This is a genomic window from Streptomyces sp. NPDC047108 (assembly GCF_040643575.1).
Lineage (GTDB): Bacteria > Actinomycetota > Actinomycetes > Streptomycetales > Streptomycetaceae > Streptomyces.
In genome coordinates this window covers 1-17,059 of record NZ_JBEYUP010000004.1, presented here as the reverse complement: position 1 = coordinate 17,059, position 17,059 = coordinate 1, and the positions used below count along the sequence as shown (strand labels likewise).

Genomic DNA, 17,059 nt, shown 5'->3' with positions numbered 1-17,059 from the left:
CGGAGGGAGGCGCCGGGATCACCGGCGCCCAACGGAACCACGGGACGGTACGGACACCCTGATCCCGCACGGACGAAGGCCCCGGCGCTCCTGCTCGAAGCGCCGGGGCCTTCGTCGTGCCGGTCGTGATGCCCGGACCGCCACGGGTGCGCCGCCGTGGTACGGCGGTGCGGGTCAGCCCTTCCAGCAGCGGACGACTTCCCCGTCCTTGACGGAGAAGTTGATGCGTCCGACCAGGTACTCCATGGTGATGATCGCGTCCGGCGGGAGGCTGCGGACGGTGGTCCAGCCGAGTTCGCGCGCCCGCGCCTCGGCGGTCTCGGCCGCGAGTCCGACATAAGCCTCGAAGTCGTCGTCCACCGGCTCCGGATGCTGCGATGTGTCGTTCATGAGGCCCACCGTAGGACGCCGCCGGCGTGAGACGGAAGCCACACCCTGACCACCGGCCGATCGAGGTCTCGTCACGGCTGTGTCACAAGCGGGCACGACCCGCGTCACCTGTTGGCCGTCACTCGTACGGGCATTCCTGAGCCCCCGAGAACACCCCGGGAATTCCCGCGCATTACCGGTACCGCGGCAGGTGCCCATTCTCCGGGAATTCCGAACGCGGGCCCCGCGCAGGCACATTCAGGCACCGCCTTCGACGGCGTTTCCGGACGGTTCGGGAACACCGCGCGAGGAGAGTCGGCACGCCCTCGGCGGCAAAGACAAATCAGAAATCCCCGGCATCCCTCGGCGCTCTCCGCCGAGCCCGTGCGCACGGCCTCCGCATCATCTCCGCACCGCCTCCCCACTCGGCCGCCCGCCGGTCCCGGTCCGCCTCGCGCGCCGTAGCACCGCAGCGGCGCGCTGCCCGCTCAAGCCGACATTCGAGGCATAACGTGCGGTGGAGCACCAGCCCGACAGCCGGCACGGCCCAGCCCGTACGGCGAGCGCACAAGGGGGCGTTGATGAGCAGCCGGACCGCGGAGGCGAGCGTCGGACCCGCACCGGTGAGGAAGCCGGGGCACGTCGTCGTCGACTGGCTGACCACCACCGACCACAAGAAGATCGGCCACCTCTACCTGATCACGTCGTTCCTCTTCTTCCTGGCGGGCGGGGTGATGGCGATGATGATGCGGGCCGAGCTCGCCCGCCCCGGGCTCCAGATCATGTCCAGCGAGCAGTTCAACCAGGCGTTCACGCTGCACGGCACGATCATGCTGCTGCTGTTCGCGACACCGACCTTCGCGGGCTTCGCCAACGAGATCATGCCGCTGCAGATCGGCTCCCCCGACGTCGCCTTCCCGCGGCTGAACATGCTCTCGTACTGGCTGTTCCTCTTCGGCGGGCTGATGGTGCTGGGCGCGCTGCTGGTCCCCGACGGCGCACCGGACTTCGGGTGGACGGCCTACGCGCCGCTCAACAGCGTGGAGCGGACGCCGGGCGTCGGAGCCGACCTGTGGATCATGGGCCTCGCGCTGGCCGGCTTCGGCACGATCCTGGGCGCGGTGAACTTCCTGACCACGATCATCGCGATGCGCGCGCCCGGGATGACGATGTTCCGGATGCCGATCTTCACCTGGAACACCCTCTTCACCTCGATCATGGTGCTGATGGCCTTCCCGGTGCTGGCGGCCGCGCTGCTCTGCCTGGAGGCCGACCGGCGCTTCGGGGCCCTGGTCTTCCAGCCGGAGAACGGGGGCGCACTGCTGTGGCAGCACCTCTTCTGGTTCTTCGGGCACCCGGAGGTCTACATCATCGCCCTGCCGTTCTTCGGCATCATCACCGAGATCCTGCCCGTGTTCTCGCGCAAGCCGATCTTCGGCTACCTCACGCTGATCGGCGCCACGATGGCCATCACGGCGCTGTCGATGGTGGTCTGGGCACACCACATGTTCGCGACGGGCGCGGTGCTGCTGCCGTTCTTCTCCCTGCTGTCGTTCCTGATCGCCGTGCCGACGGGCGTGAAGTTCTTCAACTGGACGGGCACGATGCTGCGCGGCTCGCTGTCGTTCGAGACACCGATGCTGTGGGCGACGGGCTTCCTGGTCACGTTCCTCTTCGGCGGACTCACCGGGGTCCTCCTGGCCTCCCCGCCCCTGGACTTCCACGTCACCGACACCTACTTCGTCGTCGGCCACTTCCACTACACCGTCTTCGGCACGGTGGTCTTCGCGACGTTCGCGGGCTTCTACTTCTGGTGGCCGAAGTTCACGGGCAAGCGGCTGGACGAGCGGCTCGGAAAGATGCACTTCTGGACGCTGTTCACCGGATTCCAGACCACCTTCCTCGTCCAGCACTGGCTCGGCACCGAGGGCATGCCGCGGCGGTACGCCGACTACCTCGCCGTCGACGGCTTCACCGCCCTCAACACCGTGTCGACGATCGGGTCCTTCGTGCTGGGTCTGTCGACGCTGCCCTTCCTCTACAACGTCTGGAAGACCGCCAAGTACGGCACCCGCGTCGAGGTCGACGACCCGTGGGGCTACGGCAGGTCGCTGGAGTGGGCGACCGCCTGTCCCCCGCCGCGGCACAACTTCGTCACCCTCCCCCGCATCCGGTCCGAGGCACCGGCCTTTGATCTGCACCACCCGGAGGTCGCGGCGCTGGAACCCGAGATGCCGCTGCGGGAGCGCAAGGCCGCCGAGCTGGAGGAGTGACGCGAGAAGCCCGCGCACTGGCCGGGGTGGTGCGTCAGCGGGCCGGAGTCCCCGCATCCAGGGCCCGGCCGAGCCGTTCGGCGATCGCCCTGACCCGGTCGCTCAGTTCGGCCGGCTCAACGATCTCGAACTCGAAGCCCATGAGCACGATGTGGACCACCAGGACGTCGAGCGAGGGGCCGCCGGTGGTCAGCAGGCAGGTGTGCTCGTCGACCGGCTCGAGGAGCCCGGCCGCCGGGCGGATGCGCTGGGCCGCCTCCTCGACCGGTGCGTGCAGCAGCACGACGGCCCGCGCCGCGTACGCCGCGGTGGACACTCCTCGCGCGACGTACCGCGCGAGGTCCTCGGCAGGAGGCTCGCGCGGCTCGAATCGGGGACCGTGCGGCGGCTTGGGGACGATGCGGTCGGCCCTGAACGTACGCCAGTCCTCCCGCTCCACGTCCCACGCGACGAGATACCAGCGGCGCTCGCTGAAGACCAGCCGGTGCGGCTCGACGATTCGCCGGGTCTCCGTACCGGCGTGATCGCGGTACTCGAAGCGCACCCGCTCGCAGTCCCGGCAGGCGTGCACCAGCTCGGTCAGCGTCCCGGCGTCGAGCCTCGGGCCGCGAGGGACGCCGAGCATCGGCACGGTGAAGGAGTTCAGCGCCTCGACACGGCGCCGGAGGCGGGACGGCAGCACCTGCTCCAGCTTGGCCAGCGCCTGCAGCGACGTCTCCTCGATGCCCTCGATCCCGCCGCCCGCCATGGTCCGCAGGGCCACCGCCACCGCGACGGCCTCCTCGTCGTCCAGGAGCAGCGGCGGGAGTTCGGCGCCCGCGCCGAGCTGGTAGCCGCCGCCCGTGCCGGGGCTGGCGTGGACGGGGTAGCCCAGTTCGCGCAGCCGGTCCACGTCGCGGCGCACGGTCCGGGTCGTGACCGAGAGCCGGTCCGCCAGGTCCTGTCCCGACCATTCGCGGTGGGTCTGCAGCAGGGACAGCAGACGGAGCAGTCGTGCCGAGGTCTCCAACATGGTTCTCAGTGTCCACGCGATAGAGGACAGGGACCGTCCGCGGTCCCCGTCCTCTGCGTACGCGTTGCCGCCGCCGCGCGGGAGTTCCGCCCGCTGGGGCGGTCCCGGCCCGGCTCGGGCGGGTCAGTTCGGCTCGGTGTCCTCGCTCTCGCCCGCGGGCGCGATCCGGACGGCCAGGTCGTTGTCCCCCGTGTAGTACGGGCCCGCCTCGGCCGGGCCGTGCTCGGAGCAGGTCACGGTTTGCACGGGGTAGGTGAAGATGTGTTTCTTGTCCGGCACGTCGTCGAGGATGCGGGCGATCCGCACCGGCTCCTCGTCGGGTGCGGGGCGCAGCCACAGGTCCCACGGCTCGCGTCCGCCCTGCCACTCATCCGCCAGCTCCTTGAAGGCGAGCGTGAAGGCGAAGTGGTGGCCGGTGGCGCCGAGACGGACGGTGTCCTCCACGGAGGCGGGCACCGTCCGCACCACCGAGGGGTGGCGGCGCGAGCGCGCCTCGGCCGTGGCACCGGGCCCGGCCGGCATGCCGTAGAGCCGGCCCTGGACCGTCATCACCCCGTCGATGAGGCGGATCTCGCCCGCTTCGGCGTGCGGGGTCCGCAGCCAGCTCCGGATGGAGAGGTTGCCGTGCTTGGTGGCGTACGGGATGCGGACGGCGACCGAGGGGCGGTCGGTGTCGGGCCGACGGTCGACGAGGGACCGGAGGTCGAGGATGCCCGGCATCAGCCGGTCCGGCTCGCCCACGGTCACCGCCGAGGCGCGGCCGCCCACCGCGGCGAAGGCGTCCCAGCGGCCTTCGGGCAGCGCCACCGTGCTCGGCAGCACCGCGCGCAGCCGGCCGTCGCCCGCCGGGACGAGCGGGAGCCGCACCTCGTCCGCCGTGGAGTCCGCGCCGCGCCCGCGCAGGACCAGAGCCGCGTCCCAACTGCCGTCGGCACCTCCGGAGGTGCCGCAGTCCACGAGGTCGAAGGTGAGACCTCCGGCGGAGTCCGCAATGCAGTCGGAGCGTCGCGGCGGGACGGACACGTCAGAGCACTCCTCGGGTGTTCCGGTCTCGCACGTCACGGGGGTCTGAAGCATCTCTGTGGTCCGGAGCATCTCTGTGGTCGGGGACGTCCGGGTGTCCGGCGCCCTCTCGGTGGTGGCATCCGCCCCGGAAGCGGGTCCGCTCCCGGACGCGCGTCCCTTCCCGGACGCGCCTCCTTGCGCGGCGTCGCGTCCGGTCCCTGTCGGGAGGTCGGCGGAGGTGTTCATGCGGGCCGCCCCTTGCGCAGCACGGTGCGCCCGGCGTCCCGGACGGCGTACGCCCCACCCAGCAGCGCGCCGCGCGTGCGGTGCAGCGAACCGCGCAGCCGGGCGCGGGTGCTGCCGCGGCCCGCCTGCTCGACGAGGTCGGAGAAGAGGGACTCGTAGCGTCCCGCGACCCGGGAGGGGTCGTAGCGGGCGGACCGGTCGAGGGCCGCCTGCCCCATGCGGTGCCGCAGGGCGTCGTCGTTGATGAGGTCGAGGAGGGCGGAGGCCACTGCCTCGGGCTTGCGCGGCGGGACGAGCAGCCCGTCCACCCCGTTCTCGATGATCTCGCCGGGGCCGTGCGGGCAGTCGGTGGAGACCACCGGCAGTCCGCAGCGCATGGCCTCCACGATCGTCATCCCGAAGGACTCCAGGCTGGAGGTGACCGCGGCGATGGAGCCCTTGGCCCACTCCGCCTCGATGGGGTTGGCGGGACCCATCAGGAACACGTGGTTGTAGAGGCCGAGTTCGTCGATCAGCCGGCGCAGCTTGTCCTTCTCGGCGCCGCCGCCGTAGATCCGCAGCCGCCAGTCGGGGCGCTGCTCGACCACGGCGGCGAACGCCCTGATGAGGACGTCGTAGCGCTTCACCTTGGCCAGGCGGCCGGCGGCCACGACCCACTTGCCGGTGCCGTCCGTGGGCTCGACCGCGGGCTTGGGCACGCTGTTGGGGACCGCCTCCACCCGTACGCCGGGCAGCCGGAGCCGGCCGCGGTACGCGCCGGCGTCCGCCTCGGTGACGGTGGTGACGGCGTCCAGCCGCGGGTAGAGACCGCGCAGTTCCCTGCGCAGGTCGGCCGAGTGGCTGTCGAGCGTCAGGTGTTCCTGCCCCACCCGTACGGGTCCGCTGCGCGCCTGCCGGGCGATGTGGACGTTCAGTCCGGGGCGGGTGCCGACGAGGACGTCGGCGTCGAGGGTTCTCAGGTGGTGGGCGATCCGCTGGTCGGTGAGCTCGCTGTACTGCTCGTAGCGCCCCTCGGCCCTCGGGAAGACCCGGGCGGGACGCCGGTGTTCGGGCGCGTCCCCCTCGTATCCGGGACTGTCCTTGCGGATGTCGACGAGGTGACTGAGCCGCACCTTGGGGCCGGTGTCGAACACCGGCTCGTCGCGGTGACGGAAGACCGAGACGATCTCCACGTCGTGCTGCTCGGCAAGGGTGCGGGCAAGGTTGTACGTCGTACGGATCGTTCCGCCGATTCCGTACGCGTTGTGGATGAGAAATGAGATGTGCATCCGTCCCCGTATCTCATGTTTCCTGCGGACAGCCCGGCTCGTCCGCCTACCGAAGGGTTAGACCGGTCCGCCATGGTCAGGGTTGGTCTCTATCACCGTCTTGTTCCACAAGAGATACGGATTCGAGAGCCGTTTTGTGGAACCCCGGCCGAGATTTCGTCGTCTCCACTGCTACATCACGGGCGGTAGGGGAGCTGGGGAACCGTGACGCAGTTCCGGGTCATGTCACCGCCTTGGGTGACCCAGCCACCCCGTCCGTCGTGCGCATCGTCACTCCAACGGGCGACGGAGAGGCAGTTGCGCCGCGTCCTGGGTGGCGCGTCCTCCGGCGTGAAGCTCGCGGGGAGCAACAGCCCGTCCGCGGTCCAGGGCACGCCGCGGTTCATGAACCTTTCGACGCACGCACGGGTCAGCCGGTTGCCGCACGATGTCGCGGCATCCGTGAACCACATCGCGGCCGCCCACCCCTCCAACTCCCACTGGGACAACCGGTCTCCGCCCGCGTGCCCGCGCATACCCTGCCGAAACGCCCGCACGGCGGCGTTGCCGGTGTCGTCGTAGTTACGGCTGGATCCGGTCGCCCAGAGGGCGTTGCGGCAGGTCGGCGAGTCCTTGTAGTCCTCGGCGACCGAGTCGGACCAGTTCTGAACGTTCGTCACCTTGGCCGTGACCTTGGCGCCCACGGCGTCCATGGCCTGGCAGAGCCGGGCGTTGCCGTGCGTGTCCATGGCGTCGAAGACCAGGTCGGCGCCCTGTGACCGGAGATCGGCGGCGACGGCCTGGAAGTTGGGCAGCGCGAAGTCCACCTCCTCGTTCACCACCTTGTAGCCCTCGGCCTTCAGTCCGCGGGTGATGAGCTGGGCGTACGCCGCCGAGGACGCCTGGTTGTACGAGACGACGGCCGCGGTCCTGGCGCCCTGCTCGCGCTTGAACCAGCGGTAGACCTCGGTGCCGCCGTAGAGCCTGCCGTCCCAGCCCGGCTCGCCGCGGCGCGGGGCCTGGCTGCCGTAGATGCTGTAGAGGTGCGGGTAGGTGTCGTAGGCCGGGCCGATGGGCTGGCCCCCGATGTCGGGGACGCCTTCGGCGCTGACGCGGGGCGCGCCCGCGTAGTCCAGGGCGGTGGTGGCGACCAGGGCGAAGACCTTGTCCTCGTCGACGAGGCGGTGCACGCACTCGTTGTTGCCGACGCCGCTGCCGCCGTCGTCACAGGTGAGGACCTGTACGGGGCGGCCGTTGATGCCGCCCCTGGCGTTGAGCGCGTCGAACCAGGCGCGGGCTCCGTCGCGCGGTCCGGTGAAGGCGGCGCCGCCCACGGCGCTGGTGGCGCTGGTGATGATGCCGACCTTGACGGGCGGGCCGTGGGCCGTGCCGGTGCCGGGTGAGGCCGTGCCGTTCGCACTCGGCCGCTGCCCGAACTCGCTCTCGGGCAGCCTGCTTCCGCAGGCCGCGGTCACGATGAGCACCGCCGCCAGGGACGCCGCGGTGCCGGCGGCGGCCCAGGTGCGAGAGCGGGTCAGAGGACGGGGCGCGGCGCGGGGGTGGGATGCCGCGGCGCTCGGGCGCGCCCGAGCGCGGGCCGCCGACGTGCTCTCCGGGTGCGCCGCCGAACGGTCGCCCTCAGCAACCCGGCGCCTGAACGTCACTGCCGCTCATCTGCACCAGACCGCACAGGGTCTTCACGGACACCTTCCACACGTTGTCCTGCTCGACGGACGATCCGCGGGCATCGGGCAGTGCGGTCGCACCCTGGAGGGTGAGGGTGTACGTGACATCGGCCGCGGTCGGGGAGGTGAAGGTCACCTTCGTGACGTCCGCTCCGACCTGCCGGGTACGCGCGTCACCGCTGAAGGCCTGGAGCAGCGGCTGCAGCTTGTCGCCGTTCTCGAGGAACTTGGCCTTCTGGTCGAGCGGTGTGTCCGCGCTGAAGAAGGTCTCCCAGTTCTGCCGGATCTCCTTCTCCGCCGCTGTCGGATCGGACGGACGGTTCCCCGTCGGGCTCTGCTCGCGCGTCTCGCTCCGGGTCTGCGTCGGCGACGGCTCGCTCCCCCCGCCGCCGTCCCCGCACCCCGTGGCGGCCACCCCGGCGAACAGGATTCCGGCCGCAGCCCACGCCGCCATCCGTGCATGTCCGCCAATGACCATCTGGACCACCACCAGATGTAGTCGGGCCGGTACTGATCGATGCTTTCAGGGTGTGACGCCGAGGGGCATAGTGCAACCTATCTGGCGATAAATATGCAGATCCGGCATGACGTATGTCCCGGCACGAGTTTCGGCACGGCGGCTCCGCGGGACGACGGATGGAACCCCGACCGATGGAACCCCGAGGGGGCCTCATGCGGACGGCACGACAGCGCGCGTGGGCGAGAGTCCCCCACTGGGCGGGCTGGCCGGTGCTCGCCGCGGGCGCCGTGCTCTGCGTGGCCGGCTGGTACGGGGTGTCGGGCGAGCGTTTCGCCGAGCGGCAGATCCCCTACCTGGCCTCCTGCACCGTGCCCGGCGCGGCTCTGATCGTCGCGGGGGCGGTGCTGCTCGCCCGCGGCGAACGGGACGCCGCCGGGGAACGCGTGGAGGAACTGCACCGGCTGCTCGTGACCTATGGAGAAGGGGAGGGCGCCGCGGAAACGGCCGGGAGGGCCGGGACGGAGGAAGAGGAGGGAGGCGGGGCGGGAGGGGAAGAGGGGGGAGGCCGCGGGAGAGCGGCGGGAGGGGGCCGGGGAACCGGGTCCGGGGCGGGCCGGGAACCTCCGCTCGTCGCGCTCCCCGGCGGCACACTCCTGCATCGGCCCGACTGCCCGCTCGCCGCGGGCAAACCGGAGGCCGCCCCCGTCACGGCGGAGGAGCTGGCGCAGCGGGACCTGGAGGCATGCCCCGTCTGCGAACCGGACCTCAACGGGAACGGGCCGGCTCCCGGCAGCGGTCCGCCTCCCGGCAGCGGGCCGGAGCCCGGCACCGGTGCCGAACCCCACCCCGGGCGCGATGACTCCGGACGCGACAGTTCCGGGGGCGCCGACGGGACGGCGGGCCAGGGCCCGGACCCGCGCAGCGGTGAGGCCCGGCCCGGTGGCCGCACCCCGCCGGAGACGTGACCGTGGGCTCGCTCACGTACGAACTCGCCCTCGCCGGGATCGCCGTGGGCAGCGCCGCCGCGCTCACCGGCATCGGGCTGATCGTCACGTACCGCGCGACCGGCGTGCTCAACCTCGCCCAGGGCGCGGTCGCGATGGTCACGGCGTACGTGATGTGGCAGTGCGCGGTGGGGTGGGGGTGGCCGGTCCCGGTGGCCGCGGCCGTGAGCCTGCTCGTCGTCGCGCCTGGCATCGGCCTGCTGCTCGACGCCGTCGTCTTCCGCCCGCTCTCCCGCTCCCGTGATCTCACCGGGGGCGGACCGGCGCGCACCCTGGTCGCCTCCCTCGGTGTCTTCGTCCTCCTCGTCGGCGGCGCCACACTAGTCTGGGGCCCGGGCGCGCGGGCGGACGCCCCCGTCCTGCTGCCGGAGGACCCGTGGGTGCAGCTCGGCACGGCCGTCGTCCTCGCGGCCGGGGTGGGGGCGGTGACCCGCTGGACGCCGTTCGGCCGGGAGCTGCGGGCCGTGGTCGACAACCGGCGGCTCGCCGTGCTGGGCGGGGTCGACGCCGATCGGGTCGCGGCGGCGGGCTGGGCGTTCGGAGCGTTCACGGCGGGGCTCACCGGCGTGCTGCTGGCCCCGTACGTCCGTCTCGACCCGTACGGTCTGCCGCTGCTCGTGATGGAGGCCATGGCGGTCGCGGTCGCGGCGGCCATGCGCAGCCTGCCCGTGGCGGTGCTGGTGGCGCTGGCGATCGGTGTGGCGCAGAGCCAGATGACCCGGCTCCATCCGGGCGGCTGGGCGGAGCCGCTGGTCCAGGCGATCGGCGCGAACCTCTTCGTCGTCGCCCTGCTCGTCGCCGCGCTCGCGCTGCCGGCGGTCGGCGCAGTCCGCGGACTGGCCGCCGGTACGGAATCGGCACTTCCGCTGGGGCGGCGGCGCCGCGGAAAGCATCCGGGCGCCGCGTGGCTCGTCTGCGGTGTGCTGTTCCTCCTCCCCCTCGGCCTGGCGGGCCGGGACCTGTACGCCGCGGTGGAGGTCCCCGCCCTGGCGGTCGTCCTGCTGTCGCTGGTCGTGGTCACCGGTATGGGCGGGCAGATCTCCCTGGGCCAGGCCGCGTACGCCGGTCTGGGCGCGCTGTTCACCGCGCTGCTCGCGGCCGGGCGCTTCCCCGGCCTGCCCGCACTGCCCGAACTCCTCGCCCTGGGCGTGGCGGTCGTCCTGGTCGCGCCGCTCGGTCTGCTGACCGGCGGCCCGGCCATCCGCAGACACGGGCTGGCGCTGGCGCTGGTGACGCTGGCGGTCGGGGTGGCGGTCAGCCGCTTCGTCTTCGTCCAGCCGTACGCGACGTCCGGCCTGACGCTGGGCAGGCCCGCGGGCTTCGACGGCGACCGGGCGTTCTACCTTCTCGAACTCGCCCTGCTGGGCGGGGCGTTGGCGTTCGTTGCCGTGTTGCGGCGCGGCCGCGCGGGCCGTGCGCTGGCCGCGATGCGCGATCACGAGCCGGGCGCCGCGGCCTCCGGGGTGCAGGTGCCGGAGCTGAAGATCGGGGCGTTCGTGGCCGGTGCGGCGCTGGCCGCGCTCGGCGGCGGCCTGCTGGGCATGGGTGTACGGGCCTTCGATCCCGGGGCGTTCGACCCGGTGCGGAGCCTGTTGTGGTTCGCGGCCGTGGTGGTGCTCGGCGCGGACAGCCTCCTCGGCGCGATGCTTGCGGCGGCCCTGCTGGTGGGGCTCGACGCGGGCGCGCGGGGCGGAGTCGCCGCGGCGCTGATCGGCCTTCTGGCCGTGCTGGTCGGCCACTTCCCGGACGGTGTGTCCGGCGCGCTCCGCTCGGCGGCGGCCCGTCTCGCACCGCACCGCGGGCGGGCGACCCTGACGCCACTGGGCGTACGGGTCGCCACGCGCCTGGCGGCTGCCGGGGCGCCGGGCGTCGCGGCCGCCTCCGGTCCGGGCGCGGGCGCGCGGAGTTCCGCCGCGCAGGCGGGAGACGGGAGAGCGGCAGGGCCGGGGCCGGACGCGGCACCGGAGCCGTACCGGCAAGGACCGTACAGCGGCACGGACGACCGCGCCTCCGGCACGGGCCGTCCCGACGCGGGCCGTCGAGACGCGGGCCCCGGCGGTTCCGGCGCCGGAACCGGACCGGATCGAGGCCTCCGCGCGGCGGCTGCTCCTCCCCGCGGGCGGCTGACGGCACGTGGAGTGCGGGTGACGTACGGCGGGTTCGCCGCGCTCGACGGCGTGGACATCGCCGTGCCCCCGGGCCGGGTCACCGCGCTCATCGGCCCCAACGGGGCAGGAAAGAGCACCCTGTTCCACTGTCTCGCCGGGACACTCCGCCCCCGGACGGGCCGGGTCGTCCTCGGCGGCCGTGACATCACGCGCCGCCCCGCCCATGCCCGTACCCGCCTCGGCATCGCCCGTACGTTCCAGCAGCTCGCCGTGTTCCCCTCCCTCACCGTCGCGGAGAACGTCCGGATCGGCGCCGAGCAGGGGCGGGTGCGCGACCCCGCCGCCGTGGGGCGCGCCCTGCGGCTGCTCGGCCTCGACGGGCCGGTGCGCGACGCGCCCGCCGCCGGGCTGCCGACCGGCACGCTGCGCCGGGTGGAACTGGCCCGCGCCCTCGCGGGCGGGCCCACGACCCTGCTGCTCGACGAACCGGCCGCCGGGCTGGACGCGGACGAAGTCGCCGCGCTGGCCCGCGTGCTGCGGGCGCTCGCGGCCGACGGCATGGCGCTGCTGATCGTCGAGCACGACCTGGACCTGGTGGGCGGTCTCGCCGACACCGTCTACGCGATGGAGGCCGGAAGGATCGTGGCCGCGGGGCCCGCCCGGCGGGTGCTCGCCGAGGCCGCGCCATGAGGACCGGGGCCCCGCGTGCCGGACGAAGGAGGCGCGGCACGAGGACTCAGCTCCGTGCGGTGTACGGGGGCGGCGCCATGAGGATCCGGATCCGCGCCGTGCACGAAGGAGGCGCCCGATGAGCGTGGAGATCGCGCTGCGCGCCGCCCGCGTCCGGTACGGACCGCTGGAGGCGCTGCACGGCGTGGATCTCGCGATGCCGACCGCCCGGCTGACCGTACTCGCCGGCCGCAACGGAGCGGGACGGACGACCGTGCTGCGCGCGCTGGCCGGGACCGTCCCGCTGGCCGAGGGCCGTGTGGACTGGCGGGGCACGGACGTGACGCGCCTGCCCGCCTTCGTCCGGGCGCGGCGCGGGCTCGCGTTCGTACCGGATCAGCGCGCCGTGTTCGCCTCGCTCACGGTCGCGGAGAATCTGGCACTGGCGACGCGTCAGGGCACCGGCCCCGGGCGGGCGGTGGCCGGGGTCTACCCTGCGCTGCGGCCTCTTCTCGACCGCCGGGCGGCCACACTGTCCGGCGGCGAGCAGCGGATGCTCGCCGTGGCGCGGGCACTGCTGTCGCCCGCGCGCCTGCTGCTGCTCGACGAGCCGTCGCAGGGCATGTCGCCGGAGACGGCCGCCCGTACGTACGCCTTGCTGGGCGAGGCGGCCGCGGCCGGGCGGACGGTCGTGGTGGCGGAGCAGTCCCTGCCGCCCGCGCTGCGCGCCGAGGCGAGCGTGGTGCACGTGCTGCGGCGCGGTGCCGTGGTCCTCAGCGGCGAACCCGGGGAGATCCCGGAGGAGCCACCGGTCGCTGCGGACCCGGACCGGCCGGGCGGACGGCAGGGCTGACGACCGGTCAGGCGCCTCCGACGCCATGAGCGGCGACCGGGACGGCCGGTGACGGGGTGCGGTCCGGGGCCGCGGGACGCTTCACGACCGGTACCGGTTCGGCGGCGGCCGCGGGACGGGCGGTCGCCGCGGGGCGGGCCGCGGGCTTCCGCGCCGGGCGTGCGGCGGCCGCGGGACGTGCGGCGGGACGTGCGGCCTGCTTCGCCACGGGCACGCGCAGCCTCGTCCCCGGAGTCAGCCGGTCCGGATCGGCGCCGACCGTACGGGCGTTGGCCCGGTGGAGGGCTTGCCAGCCCCCGGGGACGCGGTAGCGCCGGGCGATCGACGACAGCGTCTCGCCGGACCGTACGACGTGGACCCGGCCCGATACCGCCCGGGCGGCGTCCACCTGCGTGGCGGGCCGGACGGGCGACGCGGCTCCGGCGCGCTTGGCGCACACCGGCCAGGCGTTCCAGCCCTGCCTGGCCTGGACGGAACGCGCCACGATGATCTGTTCCTGCTTGGTGGCGAGGTCGGCGCGTGCGGCGAAGGCGAGGCCTCCGTGCTCGACCCAGGTGCGGTGGTGGATCTGCAGTCCGCCGAAGTAGCCGTTGCCGCTGTTGATGTGCCAGTCGCCGCTGCTCTCGCACTGGGCGAGGCGGTCCCAGACGGCCGTACCGCCCGAGCCGCCGGAGTTCCCGTCGTTGTCGTTCCCGATCCGGCCGCTCCGGTCGCTTCTCTCGCTCCGGGGGCTTCTCTCGTTCCGCGGGCTCGTGTCCTTGCGGTCGCTGCTGTCGTTGCGCTCGCTGCTGTCGTTCCGGGGGCTTCCGTCGCTCCGGCGGACCGCGTCGCCCGTGGCGCTCACGGCCATGCCGCTCGTGCCGCTCGCCACGCTCGTGCCGCCGTCGGTGGCGAGGAGGCCCATGACGCTCATGGTTGCTCCCGCCGGCCTGACGAACTTCCCGTCCGTGCCGTTCTTGCCGTTCGTCTCCACCTCGTCGGGGGACTTGTCCGCGGCGGAACCGCCGGGGGCGGCCTCCGACGCTCCGGGCGCCATGGACATCAGCGCGGCGAGGGCGAGAACCATTGACCTGCCGATCAGAACATGGGACATGCCGCCAGACGCTAAGCAGACCCCTGGGCGGTTTCCGGGGAGCCGCGCCCTCGGACGCACCGAGCCCCACCCGGTCGGACGATCCGACAAGCCGACGATGCGACAGTCCGCCGGACGTCGGTCGGCCGTCCCGCGAGACGTGTCCGGCGGGACCGGGTGGGGCGTGGTGAGGCTGGTGGAGCGGGACGGATCAGAGGGCGAGCGGCTGCCCCGGCAGGATGAGGTCCGGGTCGTCACCGATCACGGCGCGGTTGGCCTCGAAGACGCGGCGCCAGGTGGTGCCGTGCGCATCGGCGATGGAGCCGAGGGTGTCGCCCTGCCGCACCGTGTAGTCGGCGCGGCCCTGGCTGCGGTCCGTGTGCCCGTCCGAGCGGGCGGGTGCCTGGCGCGGCTCGGACGGCTTGGTGGGCTTCACCGCCGCGATCTCGGACCGCGGCGCGGAGGCCGCGGGCGTGGACGTGGCGGGCGCGTCGCCGGATGCTCCGGCGCGGGCCCCGCAGACGGGCCAGGCGCCCCAGCCCTGGGCGGCCTGAACCTTGGTGGCGACGGCGATCTGCTGGGCACGGCTCGCCCGGTCGGCGGTCGGCGCGTAGGACGTGCCCCCGTACGCGCGCCAGGTGCTCGCGGCGAACTGGAGCCCGCCGTAGTAGCCGTTGCCGGTGTTGATGTGCCAGTTGCCGCCGCTCTCGCACTTCGCGATGCGGTCCCACACTCCGGTGTCCGCCGCGCCGGCCGGGCCGGCGGCGGCGAGCAGTGCCAGCGGGGCGGCGATCAGGGCGGCCCCGGCGAGCGCTGCTGTCTCACGACGACGTTTGGACATGTATTCCCTCTCCACGAACCCGGGGCCCCCTGGACGGGCCGGCTGCCGTACGCGTCCGGCGTCGGCGAGCCGTTCCACCCCGCCCGCCGAGGGGAGGTACTGCGGTGGTGCTGTCGCGCCGGTGGTGCGAGGCGCGGGTGGCGGGCGTTCCCGGGCGGTGCTCGGTGCACACGGCCGGAGAATCTAGGCAGCGGCCTCGGCGGGAATCAAACAACTCCCCGTTGTGCCAGGCCAGTTGCGGGTTACCTCAGGTAGCGGCGACTTCCGGTCACCCACTACATCATTTGATGTCCTGCCATTTCCTCCACATCACCTCACGTCGTGTGGTTCACCTCACCAGCGCCAACCATCAACTCATCCCCAGGAATTGACGGGGAGTGATGCATTCCGGGCCTGCCTTCACGCTCCGCACCCGACGCGCCGATTCCGCGGGCGTGCGCGCGTGACTCCGCCCACAGATCACCCGTTGTCCTCTTATGAGCCGGGTCCTCTTCACCGGCGCCCATCCCCGAGTTCGAGGAGCCCTCCAGTGCCGCGCATGCTCGACGTCAGCGATGACGTACGCGCCGAGATCGGTGACGAAGAAGCCGACCGGCTGATCGCGGGCGAGAACGCCCCGGGCAACTACGACTGCACCTCCTGCCGCACCCCCGGCGACACCGCGCAGGAGCGCACCAGCACCGTGCTGTTCGTCGGGGACGAGACGGCGGTCCTGGCCTTCGCCCACGCGAGCTGCATCCCGTCCCAGGTCGTCTCGGTCTCCGAGGAGCAGCTCCAGGGCGCCGTCCGCAGCATCACCGGCGACCCCGGTGCCGCGCAGCAGCCCCAGTCGCAGTACCACCCCCAGCCGGTTCCCGCGGCGCACGGCCCCGAGGTCCTCGCCCCGGCCCCGCGCGCCGGGGACGACTACGGTCAGGCGCCGCTCCACGACGAGGACTTCCGCCACGAGCCGCACCAGGAAGAGGACTTCCACCTCGAACCGCGGCAGGCGGTCATCGGTGTCACCAGCGGGCTGGTCCTGGTGAGCGGCCAGCTCTTCCCGGCTCTGGTCGTCGAACCGACCGGTCCCATCGCGCGCCCGGGCACGGACGGCGCCGGCGACGAGTTCCTGCCGCTCCTCATCGAGCAGGGCTTCATGCCGGTGCACGACGTGGAGAACGTCCCCGCCCAACTCCCCGGCTGGTCCGTCCTTCTGGCCATGGGTCAGCTGCACGCGATCCTGATGCCGGGCACCGGCGGCGGCCAGCCCGTCTCCTGGTGGCAGGCGCACCAGCCGATGCTGGTGACCGAGAACTGGCGTACGGCCGTGAACCGGTCCTCCAAGGTGCTGGTGTTCGCCGCCCCGGTCGGCGCGATCGGCCAGCAGCCGCGCGAGGACCTGCTGCGCGACGCCTTGGACAAGGCTGCGGCCCGCGGTGAGCTGGTGGCCGCCGTCATGCCCCTGGCGGGCACATGACCCGGACCCCGGACGGCGGACCGGCGAACGGCCAGCACCGTTCCGTCCGGTCAGCCGTTCCCTTCACCCCGCGCCGATCAGGGGGTTTCGGGGCGCGGCCGCATCCGAGCGGCCCGGAGGTCGTTGGCACCTATGTGCACGCATATGACCCCCCTGCCCGGATTCCCTACCAGAGCCACATCCCCGGCATGCGTCATCCACACGACGCCAGACCGGCGAGCGGCCACCAGTCGGCCACACCCATCTACGACGCGCTCTACGCCGAGTACCGCCGCTCCTTCAAGGCGCTGCCCGGAGACCGATCGGGCGAGGAGGACCTCGGGTTCAAGCCGTTCGGCAACCGCGAGCCCCACGGCTCGTGGGAGCGCACCGAGGGCTGGGACTCGGGGGGACGGGGCCAGCACCGCGCGGGTCCGCCCGCGCTGCCTCCCGCGCAGCGCGACAACCGCAAGCACGGGCTCTGACTCCGGCGTACGCGCGGCGGTCTGCGCGTCGTGCGGCAGGCGACCCGCGCGTCATGGCCGCGGGACGCGTGCCGTGGAGGCGAGACGCGTGCCGTGGAGGCAGTGGAGGCGGGTGTGAGGCACCGCCGCCGTGAGGCAGCGGTGCGGCACGCGCCGTGAGGCGGTGCCATGGACATACGGTCGCGGGGGGGGGCCCCGGGGGCCCCCCCCGGCGGCCCGGCGGTGGGGCCCGCCTCGCGCCCCCCCCCACCCCCGTCGTGGTAGGGGGGGCCGCGCAGCCGCACACCGCACCCCC

The 17,059-nt window shown here is 73.2% G+C and carries 13 protein-coding genes and 1 pseudogene; 6 read left to right on the top strand and 8 right to left on the bottom strand.

Annotated features, from left to right (window positions below; translation table 11 throughout):
• Positions 1–174: 174 nt before the first annotated feature.
• The gene (locus ABZ822_RS11350; RefSeq protein WP_360850580.1) at positions 175–390 is read right to left on the bottom strand and encodes a hypothetical protein; all 216 of its coding nucleotides are present in this window, start codon (positions 388–390) and stop codon (positions 175–177) included.
• A gap of 560 nt (positions 391–950) precedes the next feature.
• Between ABZ822_RS11350 and ctaD the strand changes: the two genes are divergently transcribed.
• Positions 951–2,642 (top strand): cytochrome c oxidase subunit I, encoded by a 1,692-nt coding sequence (gene ctaD / locus ABZ822_RS11345; RefSeq protein ID WP_360850577.1) that lies wholly within the window; start codon positions 951–953, stop codon positions 2,640–2,642.
• A 34-nt stretch (positions 2,643–2,676) separates the two neighbouring features.
• On the opposite strand, the gene ABZ822_RS11340 is transcribed toward ctaD, so the two are convergent.
• From ABZ822_RS11340 to ABZ822_RS11320, 5 genes are all read right to left on the bottom strand, one after another.
• Positions 2,677–3,654, bottom strand: coding sequence for a YafY family protein (locus ABZ822_RS11340; RefSeq protein ID WP_360850575.1), 978 nt, complete (start codon positions 3,652–3,654; stop codon positions 2,677–2,679).
• A 123-nt stretch (positions 3,655–3,777) separates the two neighbouring features.
• Positions 3,778–4,677, bottom strand: a complete 900-nt coding sequence (locus ABZ822_RS11335) for a hypothetical protein (RefSeq protein ID WP_360850572.1) — start codon at positions 4,675–4,677, stop codon at positions 3,778–3,780.
• Positions 4,678–4,901: 224 nt separating this feature from the next.
• Complete coding sequence (locus ABZ822_RS11330; RefSeq protein ID WP_360850569.1) at positions 4,902–6,173, bottom strand: glycosyltransferase family 4 protein; 1,272 nt, start codon at positions 6,171–6,173, stop codon at positions 4,902–4,904.
• A 176-nt stretch (positions 6,174–6,349) separates the two neighbouring features.
• Positions 6,350–7,645: an ABC transporter substrate-binding protein gene (locus ABZ822_RS11325; protein ID WP_360851401.1), complete on the bottom strand. Its 1,296-nt coding sequence runs from the start codon at positions 7,643–7,645 to the stop codon at positions 6,350–6,352.
• Positions 7,646–7,790: 145 nt separating this feature from the next.
• Positions 7,791–8,291 carry a hypothetical protein gene (locus ABZ822_RS11320; RefSeq protein WP_360850566.1) on the bottom strand — a complete coding sequence of 167 codons (501 nt, stop codon included), beginning with the start codon at positions 8,289–8,291 and terminating at the stop codon, positions 7,791–7,793.
• A gap of 218 nt (positions 8,292–8,509) precedes the next feature.
• On the opposite strand from ABZ822_RS11320, the pseudogene ABZ822_RS11315 reads away from it, so the two are divergent.
• The 3 genes and pseudogenes from ABZ822_RS11315 to ABZ822_RS11305 form a co-directional block, all read left to right on the top strand.
• A pseudogene (locus ABZ822_RS11315) lies at positions 8,510–9,058 on the top strand (hypothetical protein); the annotation flags it as partial.
• 206 nt (positions 9,059–9,264) lie between these two features.
• Positions 9,265–12,099, top strand: coding sequence for a branched-chain amino acid ABC transporter permease/ATP-binding protein (locus ABZ822_RS11310; RefSeq protein ID WP_360850563.1), 2,835 nt, complete (start codon positions 9,265–9,267; stop codon positions 12,097–12,099).
• Positions 12,100–12,217: 118 nt separating this feature from the next.
• Complete coding sequence (locus ABZ822_RS11305) at positions 12,218–12,931, top strand: ATP-binding cassette domain-containing protein (RefSeq protein WP_360850560.1); 714 nt, start codon at positions 12,218–12,220, stop codon at positions 12,929–12,931.
• A gap of 7 nt (positions 12,932–12,938) precedes the next feature.
• Here ABZ822_RS11305 and ABZ822_RS11300 read toward each other — a convergent pair whose 3' ends face one another.
• Both ABZ822_RS11300 and ABZ822_RS11295 read right to left on the bottom strand, forming a co-directional pair.
• Entirely contained in the window at positions 12,939–14,024 is a 1,086-nt protein-coding gene (locus ABZ822_RS11300) for a transglycosylase family protein (protein WP_360850557.1), read from the bottom strand.
• A gap of 190 nt (positions 14,025–14,214) precedes the next feature.
• Positions 14,215–14,844 (bottom strand): transglycosylase family protein, encoded by a 630-nt coding sequence (locus tag ABZ822_RS11295; protein WP_360850554.1) that lies wholly within the window; start codon positions 14,842–14,844, stop codon positions 14,215–14,217.
• 529 nt (positions 14,845–15,373) lie between these two features.
• Here ABZ822_RS11295 and ABZ822_RS11290 point away from each other — a divergent pair.
• Entirely contained in the window at positions 15,374–16,300 is a 927-nt protein-coding gene (locus ABZ822_RS11290) for a hypothetical protein (protein ID WP_360850551.1), read from the top strand.
• Positions 16,301–16,488: 188 nt separating this feature from the next.
• Positions 16,489–16,764 (top strand): hypothetical protein, encoded by a 276-nt coding sequence (locus ABZ822_RS11285; RefSeq protein ID WP_360850548.1) that lies wholly within the window; start codon positions 16,489–16,491, stop codon positions 16,762–16,764.
• Positions 16,765–17,059 lie beyond the last annotated feature (295 nt).

Bases quoted from the DNA above. Each gene is read 5' to 3' on its own strand.
- ABZ822_RS11340 (WP_360850575.1), bottom strand. From the start codon at position 3,654: ATGTTGGAGACCTCGGCACGACTGCTCCGTCTGCTGTCCCTGCTGCAG.
- ABZ822_RS11300 (WP_360850557.1), bottom strand. From the start codon at position 14,024: ATGTCCCATGTTCTGATCGGCAGGTCAATGGTTCTCGCCCTCGCCGCG.
- ABZ822_RS11285 (WP_360850548.1), top strand. From the start codon at position 16,489: ATGCGTCATCCACACGACGCCAGACCGGCGAGCGGCCACCAGTCGGCC.
- ABZ822_RS11305 (WP_360850560.1), top strand. From the start codon at position 12,218: ATGAGCGTGGAGATCGCGCTGCGCGCCGCCCGCGTCCGGTACGGACCG.
- ABZ822_RS11350 (WP_360850580.1), bottom strand. From the start codon at position 390: ATGAACGACACATCGCAGCATCCGGAGCCGGTGGACGACGACTTCGAG.
- ABZ822_RS11295 (WP_360850554.1), bottom strand. From the start codon at position 14,844: ATGTCCAAACGTCGTCGTGAGACAGCAGCGCTCGCCGGGGCCGCCCTG.
- ABZ822_RS11330 (WP_360850569.1), bottom strand. From the start codon at position 6,173: ATGCACATCTCATTTCTCATCCACAACGCGTACGGAATCGGCGGAACG.
- ctaD (WP_360850577.1), top strand. From the start codon at position 951: ATGAGCAGCCGGACCGCGGAGGCGAGCGTCGGACCCGCACCGGTGAGG.
- ABZ822_RS11320 (WP_360850566.1), bottom strand. From the start codon at position 8,291: ATGGCGGCGTGGGCTGCGGCCGGAATCCTGTTCGCCGGGGTGGCCGCC.